The sequence below is a fragment of the Mesorhizobium sp. M0664 genome, from assembly GCF_040320565.1.
In the GTDB taxonomy this organism is placed as follows: domain Bacteria; phylum Pseudomonadota; class Alphaproteobacteria; order Rhizobiales; family Rhizobiaceae; genus Mesorhizobium.
The window spans coordinates 111,302-118,940 of sequence record NZ_JAMYPW010000012.1 but is presented as its reverse complement, the minus strand read 5'-3'; the positions used below and the strand labels follow the sequence as shown (position 1 = coordinate 118,940).

General features: G+C 56.4%; 6 protein-coding genes and 2 pseudogenes. 3 read left to right on the top strand and 5 right to left on the bottom strand.

The window, feature by feature from the left end; all coding sequences use genetic code 11:
* Window positions 1-292 (bottom strand): annotated as a pseudogene (locus NKI39_RS14730) (calcium-binding protein); the annotation flags it as partial.
* A gap of 1,177 nt (window positions 293-1,469) precedes the next feature.
* On the opposite strand from NKI39_RS14730, the gene NKI39_RS14725 reads away from it, so the two are divergent.
* On the top strand, window positions 1,470-2,321 hold the full coding sequence (locus NKI39_RS14725; RefSeq protein WP_352832535.1) for a hypothetical protein: 852 nt from the start codon (window positions 1,470-1,472) through the stop codon (window positions 2,319-2,321).
* 29 nt (window positions 2,322-2,350) lie between these two features.
* Here the strand turns inward: NKI39_RS14725 and NKI39_RS14720 are convergent, their stop codons facing one another.
* Window positions 2,351-3,574, bottom strand: a complete 1,224-nt coding sequence (locus NKI39_RS14720) for an O-antigen ligase family protein (protein WP_352832533.1) — start codon at window positions 3,572-3,574, stop codon at window positions 2,351-2,353.
* A gap of 398 nt (window positions 3,575-3,972) precedes the next feature.
* Here NKI39_RS14720 and NKI39_RS14715 point away from each other — a divergent pair, with 398 nt between their 5' ends.
* Window positions 3,973-4,119 (top strand): hypothetical protein, encoded by a 147-nt coding sequence (locus NKI39_RS14715; protein WP_352832531.1) that lies wholly within the window; start codon window positions 3,973-3,975, stop codon window positions 4,117-4,119.
* A gap of 50 nt (window positions 4,120-4,169) precedes the next feature.
* Here the strand turns inward: NKI39_RS14715 and NKI39_RS14710 are convergent, their stop codons facing one another.
* On the bottom strand, window positions 4,170-4,514 hold the full coding sequence (locus tag NKI39_RS14710; protein ID WP_352832529.1) for a hypothetical protein: 345 nt from the start codon (window positions 4,512-4,514) through the stop codon (window positions 4,170-4,172).
* Window positions 4,511-5,613: pseudogene (locus NKI39_RS14705) on the bottom strand (IS5 family transposase). The gene NKI39_RS14710 and the pseudogene NKI39_RS14705 overlap by 4 nt, the downstream one beginning before the upstream one ends.
* A 680-nt stretch (window positions 5,614-6,293) precedes the next feature.
* Here NKI39_RS14705 and NKI39_RS14700 point away from each other — a divergent pair.
* Window positions 6,294-7,010: a class I SAM-dependent methyltransferase gene (locus NKI39_RS14700; RefSeq protein WP_352832526.1), complete on the top strand. Its 717-nt coding sequence runs from the start codon at window positions 6,294-6,296 to the stop codon at window positions 7,008-7,010.
* Here NKI39_RS14700 and NKI39_RS14695 read toward each other — a convergent pair.
* Entirely contained in the window at window positions 7,003-7,542 is a 540-nt protein-coding gene (locus NKI39_RS14695) for an acyltransferase (protein ID WP_352832524.1), read from the bottom strand. The genes NKI39_RS14700 and NKI39_RS14695 overlap by 8 nt on opposite strands.
* Between the last annotated feature and the right edge of the window lie 97 nt (window positions 7,543-7,639).

The window sequence follows — 7,639 nt, the reverse complement described above, 5'->3', positions numbered from 1 at the left end:
TCCAGTCGGATTCCGCCTTCAGGTTCTCGGCGGTTGCATAGGTGCCCCACCTGCCCGTGGGATCGGGCTCGTCAACCAGATAGAACCCAAACACATTCGGATTGCCGAGGAAGGGGGTCATTTTCTCGATGAAGGATGCGGTTACGCCCTCATGCTCGTTGAGGTACACCAGGCCTTTCATGCCGTCAGGCAATGCGTCGACCAGCGAAACATACTGAACGTCAGCCAGATTGAAGCCGGCGGTTGCGATTTCGGTGGCAGAACCACCCGATGCATAGTGCAGAGTTGCCATCCATAATCCCTCATTTTGATTCGATAGCGCCCCGCGGATGTCTGCCTACTAGAGGGTGTATATTAGCGCCAAATCACATACCTGCACGCACTGATAGAATGATTGATCGGTGGCAGGATTGCCGCATTGCAGGAAAAAACTACTCAGAATAAGCATTATGTATCATAATGAATACGACTCACTTATGGCATTGTTTTGCCATAATTGAAATATGTATCAAATGAAGAGAAGGTACTTGTGAAATTCTGTGTATAAGTGGACAAAGTCCCATAGTGTCTAAGAAAAAATAATCTAGAAGTAATTATAAACTAGAAAAGTATAGTATTATATGAAAAACAGTAACTAGTAGTACAGGTGCATATTAAGCCATAGATGGTGGAAAGAGGGCTTGATCTTAAATCTTAATAAAACACGCAAATGTAGTAGCGAGAGCTTACAGAAACACGTCTCTATCGTACAATGTTTAACCTAAATGCAGAAGAATATTGTTGTCATTAAGCTGAAGAGTTACGCGAACTACGCTGTGTACCAACAGCGCCAATTTTGTTGTGGATAGATAGTGGAGGCGGGTACTCGTTCACGGCAGAAATCATCCTCAACTGAGAATGTGGACACGGAAGATGGTTTGGATTGGCTATCCTGCCCTTCGCCGGGGAGGCAGGTTCTGACGGGAAGTGGCTCAGGCAGAGCACTGCAGAGCCCGATGACGTCGGGACGCTGTCCGGACAGCTGACCGGCGACCCGGAACGAGGACTGAGGGAACGCCGGGCGCTCGCAAGTTGCCCGTGCTGCTGCGCCCATTCTGCCCATTCGACGCATCCATCGGTGACATCGCTTGTCCGGACAGGCGACATGGTTGGCACGCCAGATTGGCGGCCAGTCGGCGTGGGTTCGATCACGTGCATGCGAAGTTCGACCATGCTGCAACGGCCGCCACTCGATCACTCGATCGGCATGCCGTCGAAGCATCGTTGCGATATCGCCGTTAATCGCGGACAGTGTGGTTGCAAGCTATAACCAGTAACATCGACGACAGCGCGTTCTCAGGAATTTGCAGAATCGCGTTACCAACAACGAAATAGGATCGGACCAGATTGTTTCGACTGCCGCCGCTGTTATCTCAGCCCATGTCTTCACTAGTCCTTCCGCAGGTGGGCCGAAAGGTTGAATTGTGTGAATGTCGGCCGCACAGAGTTCCGTTCCACGCGAGACCATCATGTTTGGCAAAATCGTATTCTGCCTGATAGGCATTCTGGCCAGTTCCTGGCCGGCGACGGCGCAGAGCCGCACTCCATTCAAACTGTTCGAAAGCTTGATTTTCACCGGCGATGCCCCCGATCTGGGCCGGCTCGGCTTCGAGCATCTCACCATCGCGGATCCTCATGTGCTGGGTCTCGATGTTCCGAATGCCGAGCAGGTGCAGAAGGCGTTGGAGCTGCCGAGGAGCAACCAGCATCTGGTGGTGGACATCGAACAATGGCCGCTGGAGGGCGCCTATGCGGCACGGGCATCATCTATCGCCAAATACCAGGCAACGCTCGGCGCGATCAGGAAAGCTGACCCGAGCCTGAAGCTTGGCCTCTATGGCGTGTTGCCGATGCGCGACTACTGGAATGCGATCGGCTGGCGAGGGGACGACGCGCTCAGAGACTGGAAGTCCCGCAACGGCGAGATTGCATCCGCTCTCGTGCCATATGTCGATGAGCTCTTTCCATCGCTTTACACATTTTATGGCGACAAGGACGCTTGGGTGGTCTTCGCGCGGGCCAACATCGAAGAGGCGCGAAGAATCTCGCAGGGGAAGCCAGTCTATTGCTTCCTGTGGCCTCAGTTTTTCAAGACCTTTGCCTATCTGCCGGGGGACTATTGGTATACTCAGTTGGATACCTGCAGGAGATATGCCGACGGGATCGTTATCTGGGGCACGATGACTCGCGAGGCAAGCAATCGGCCCGAGCAGTGGGACGAAAACTCGGAATGGTGGCAGGCCACGCTGAGGTTTCTTCGCGAGTTGGGCAAAATTCCTTAGCCCGAAAGGCAACAGCCATGTCTGCTCGTCTACAGAGGGGCATGCGACGAGCTTTGGATGGGCCTCGGTCGGCGCTGAAAGCCCGCCACGAAGCGAGGCTCAAATTTCTTGCTGGCCGTCAACAGCACGGAAGTCAGTACGAACAGGCTGTCTGCCGCCCATAATGCGCCTGAAGTCTGTAGGAATGTGAAGGAAACAAAGTATAGGATTGCGTAGAAAGTAAGTTGAGACCGAAATTTCAAGGCTTTGTACATCGACATACCCGATATGAGGAAAAGTGGAACGGCGCCCACTAGGCCAAGCGCCATAAGCACTTCAACGAGGATATTGTGAGGGTACAGGCCTGGTCCCCAGTTCATGTCGATAAAATGCTTGCCGATAACAGGGCTGTCGAAGAAGTCGGCCAGCGCCGTACTTTGCACATTCATGCGCTCCAGCGCCCCTGTGTCCCAATTAGAGTTCAGGAGATCTGTCATCCGCCGGACCAGGTAGTTGTCCTCCGGCAGGTACATCAGGCCGCCAAGCGCGAAGGGTATCAGAATTACTAGGCGCGATGGACGGGCAATCGCATAGACAGCCGAGGCAACGACCATGCCCACGAAACCGGCTCGCGATCCTGACAGGAACAGGGCGACCCCTGTGCCGACCAGAATTGCCCCGCATGCGGCACGCTCGAAGAGCCGAGGCTTATACTCGATCGTATAAAAGAACGTCGCGATCGCGACGATGCAGGTGAAATGCCCAAGCGAAACCGCATTGACGAATTCGGAGGCATACCGGACATTGGTGTCGTCCGTTCCCTGGGTGAAGAATAGCCCGTTTCGATAGGCGTAGAAGTACGCCGGAATAAATAATGCACCGGAAACGATAAGCAGGATTACCACTCGTTTTTGAATAGTCAGAATATATTCGGCATATGAGGCGAGCGCGATCGCTGGAAAAACCACGGACGCGAGATAGAACTGAATTGCTACTAATGCATAATCGTTATTTTGATAGGCGTAATCAAATACAAGCCTTGCCAAATATAAACCGAAGAAGGCCGCTAACAGGCTGTTGATTCGGAATTTCTTGTCGGACATGGCCGTCGCAATGAGGAACAGTGATGTCAGTACGACAACTATTCTAACGGCCACGGAAACTGTACGGTTATCGATTCCGGTGACGGTGGTGTATATTCCTAGCAGCGGATAGCCGATCAACGTCCACAGGAGCACGATTTCGATCAGCCGCTTTCGGACGTTTATGAGCATCGCTTACTCACTCTTGGCCGCTGCGGGCGCCAGCGAAGGCCTCGACAGGCGAGACGCCGTCAGCACAATGGCCGGGCGCAGGCCGTACGAGCTGAAATCTGCGAATTCGCGGTTCGACCGTCTTGCGCATGTTGAATGTCCAAACCCCGTAAGCCGGGTCAATCTATAGAAGAACCGGAGCCGAGGTGCCACCCTCGAGGTGAGTCGCTGTCCGACCGCCGACACGTTCCAAACAGGTCGCCAAAGATAGCAACCGCTCGCTCAAGCTCATAGCGCGCACTGAACGCCAAGACCAGAACAGTTTCAAGCCTCGCTTCCACGGGGACTTTTTTGGAACAAGCCCAAATGTCCCGACCCCCAACTGCCGCCATTCGTCTTCTGACCGCGAGCGCGAGGCCGTGCGACTCGCAATCACGGGTAATATTGTCCTTCACGACCTGCAGACGATCGACGGCATGGCGGCCGAGGTCGATGACCGCATTCTGGTCAAGGACCGAGGCGATCTGACGCAGAGTGGCATCTACACGCCGAGCGAAGGCGTATAGTTTCGCGCCGCCGACGCCCGCACCGTGCAGAAGGACACGAACGTCCACGTCTAGCAGGCTGTTGAAGAAGTCTGACGTATTGCCTTGAGGATGGCCTCGTCGCCGTTGTGGTAGGCGAATGTGATCTCGATCGAGCCGTCGTCGAGCAATTCGGCATACCCATCGCCTGTGACTTCGTCCATCTCGTCACACCCGGCCCATGTGAAGTGAACTATCGAGGGGCTGTAGCTCAGTTCGAGACCGGCTTGCAGGGCGCCAAAGGCGATCTCGCCGTTGTTGTCGGGTCCGATGGCGATGGTTGCGGGTCCACCGAGGTTCAGGTAACCGCGATCCCACAGATCGGCTTCGATGATCCGCCAGCGGCCGATCAGTTGGCAGCCTGCGGGCGCGGTCATTTCGACGCCGCCAAGAGCTTGGGCAGCCGCACCAGATTGTAGGCGGCGGCCGCGAAGCTGAAGGCCCCCCAACGCGGTCGCGGCCGCGCAATTTGGTCTTCTCCTGCCCAGCGACGGTTTTGATCCAGCCGAACGCCTCTTCGATGTGCTTTCTGATGCGCTGGCTGACGGCATAGCCACCGTGGCGCGTGGTGCGGCGATCGATCGCCGAACGACGGCCGTTCGTGTTCTGCGCTACGTGTGGTGTCACCTTCATCGAGCGCAACTCGTTGACGAAGTCCTCTGCGTCATAGGCCTTGTCGGCACCGAGCGTGATCGCCCGCGGCCGGTCGGCACGAGCTTCGATCATGTGCAGGGCCGCCACCCGCTCGGCATGTCCGTCGGCCAGCGTCAGACCGGCTTCCACCAGCAGGCCGTGGCGGTTCTCCATCAACCCATGTCCAATGAAGCACAACCTGGCCTCCTTGCCCCGCCCTTTGCGGTAGAGCCTGGCGTCGGGGTCGGTAGTCGAGGTGTGCGTCTCGTTCGATCGCCTCTCGCCGTGGAAGTCGGCTTCCGCATTGCGTCCGCCGCCGTCTGCCGGCGGTTCGCCATGACCGCCGCTTGGGCCGCCCTTTGGCTTGACGCTCTTCATCGAAGCCCAGGCCTCGATCAGCGTGCCGTCGACCGAGAAGTGATCCGTGGACAGGAGCTTCTTGACTTTGGGCTGCGCCAGCACGGCCGCCAGGAACTTCGCCGCGATATCGCCCTCCAGCAGCCGGTCACGGTTTTTGGAGAACACCGAATGGTCCTAGGCTGCGTCGTCGACGCCGATGCCGACCAACCAGCGGAACAGGAGGTCGTATTCCAACCGCTCCATCAAAAGCCGCTCCGAGCGGATCGAATAGAACGCCTGCAAAAGCATCGCCCGCAGCCGCTTCTCCGGCGGGATTGATGGCCGTCCGATCGGCGAATATAGCGCTGCGAACTCACGCTCCAGCCTCGACAGGGCTTCAGTCACGATCGTCCGGATCGCCCGCAATGGGTGATTGCGCCGAACCCGGACCTAAAGGTCCACGTAGCTGAAAAGTTCGCCAGTTCGATCGTCGCCGCCACGCACTCGTCACCTCCGAATCCAGTGAATCATCGCTGCGGTCCGGTGGCGAGGGCCTTTTTCAACAGCCTGCTAGGTCGCGCCGGTCAATGCCAACCGAGTGTTTGTGTACACGGCCGAAGAGCCGGTCGTCGGCACCGATGCCATCCATCGTTGCCGCCTTCGTGCCGCGAGACATTTCGGACGCACTCGGTGAGGCTGAGCCGCTGCTCGACGAGACGCAATTATTAAACGCTGTCGCCCAAGCCAGCGCTGACCAGGCATCCGCCAGCACCGGGAGTTCCGGGCATTTTCCCGGCGGGCTGCTGCATCGATCGGTGTTGGAGTCGTCGCGGCCGGCACCATGCCCCGGCGGCGCAAACGGCGCCTTTGATGTTGCCTCAGCGGCGGCACCCGCTCGGGTGCCGCAGGCCGCTTCGAGATGGGAGGTGTGTTGCTGACCCAGATTCTGAGTAACGCGCCGGTTCGTATGCTGTTGCCCCGACCTCGGCTTCGCTGCGTCGGCAGGGCTGGCAGGCGCTGCCGCCGCAGCGATCCTCGGCAAGAACGTCGATGTCGGCGAGTATTTCTGGACCGAAGTCTCCTCAGGTGTGCGTGGGAGCTGCAGCGTCGCGTTCGTCATGCGCTGGACGGGGCCGGATGACTGTGGCACGATCCAATGAACATAGACAAATTGGATGGATTTTATGGCCGGCGCTGACAGCATTATTGCGATGTATGACAATTACTACGCCGATGGCAAAGTAGATGTTAAGCGCGAAATTTCATCAAAACAATCTGTTAGCCACCTTACTGCAATGGTGGGCGCCGAAACGTTCAACAGGATTTTGGATATAGGGGCCGGTGAAGGGGCCGTCCTGGATAAGCTCAACAAACTTAAGATCGGAAGAACACTTGGCGCGGTTGAGATTTCCAATTCGGGTTTAACGGCGATCAAGGCCAGGAACATCCCCAACCTCGAACATCTCGATGTCTTTGACGGCTATCACATCCCCCACCCAGATGGGTCTTTTGATTTAGGGTTGGCGTTGCATGTCCTGGAGCACGTCGAGCATGAGCGACAATTTCTGGCGGAAGCCGCACGGGTCTGTAAGAAACTGTATGTAGAGGTGCCTTTGGAGCACACACGGCATCTGGATCGAGCTATCCGGATTTCAGAGCAATACGGCCACATCAATTTCTACACCCCATTATTGCTGGAAAACCTGCTTAAGACCTCCGGGCTCAAGGTCGAGCGTCTCATGGTGTTTGCCAACGATCTCGCCTACGAGCAACTTTCGGGCGGGCGAGCAAAAGGGTGGCTCAAGCACAAAATCCGAACGGGATTCTTGAGATTTGCTCCAAATACGGCGGTGCGCAACTTTGCCTATATTGGCGGTGCGCTCTGCTCGGCCGCTAAATAAGGCGCTGACGGATCGGCTTAGCAGGGTTTCCGGCGACGACTGCGAAAGGTGCCACATCCTTGGTTACGACAGCGCCTGCGCCGACGACCGATCCTTCGCCGAGGGTAACACCCTTGAGAATTGTTGCGTTGAATCCGATCCAGACCCTGTTTTCAATCTTCACTGGAGCGATGGGGATCCCTGTCCAATCCTTTTCGCCACGATGCCATTTTTTCACGTCGTCCCCACGCAACCTCCAATCGACGGAATGGGAATTGTGATCGACTACCGTGATACCCCACGACATGATCACGTCGTCGCCAATTTCGATGCGTCCCGCAGAAACCAAATGACTTCTGCCAATGAAACATCGCTTTCCCACGGTGATTTGCGCATCCGGGCGATCGAAGGAGAAAACGCAGTGAATAATGCTTTCTTCCCCGATTACATGATTTCCGCGACGTGCGCTGCGAACCGTCCGGTAGCTGAGCTTGGAGCCGGCGCCGGCCTGCACACCAGCCAAACGCGCGACGAAGTAAGGTGCGAAACGCATGGTCGGCTTGTCCCTTGGGCGACTTCATCCACTTTGATGTTAGCGTTCAATAAACGTTGCAGTTCCGAATAGTCAACGCGAAGGAACTTGCGAACCA

Excerpts from the sequence above, each read along its gene's own strand:
- NKI39_RS14700 (WP_352832526.1), top strand. The coding sequence starts at position 6,294 with ATGGCCGGCGCTGACAGCATTATTGCGATGTATGACAATTACTACGCC.
- NKI39_RS14710 (WP_352832529.1), bottom strand. The coding sequence starts at position 4,514 with ATGACCGCGCCCGCAGGCTGCCAACTGATCGGCCGCTGGCGGATCATC.
- NKI39_RS14725 (WP_352832535.1), top strand. The coding sequence starts at position 1,470 with ATGTCGGCCGCACAGAGTTCCGTTCCACGCGAGACCATCATGTTTGGC.
- NKI39_RS14695 (WP_352832524.1), bottom strand. The coding sequence starts at position 7,542 with ATGCGTTTCGCACCTTACTTCGTCGCGCGTTTGGCTGGTGTGCAGGCC.
- NKI39_RS14720 (WP_352832533.1), bottom strand. The coding sequence starts at position 3,574 with ATGCTCATAAACGTCCGAAAGCGGCTGATCGAAATCGTGCTCCTGTGG.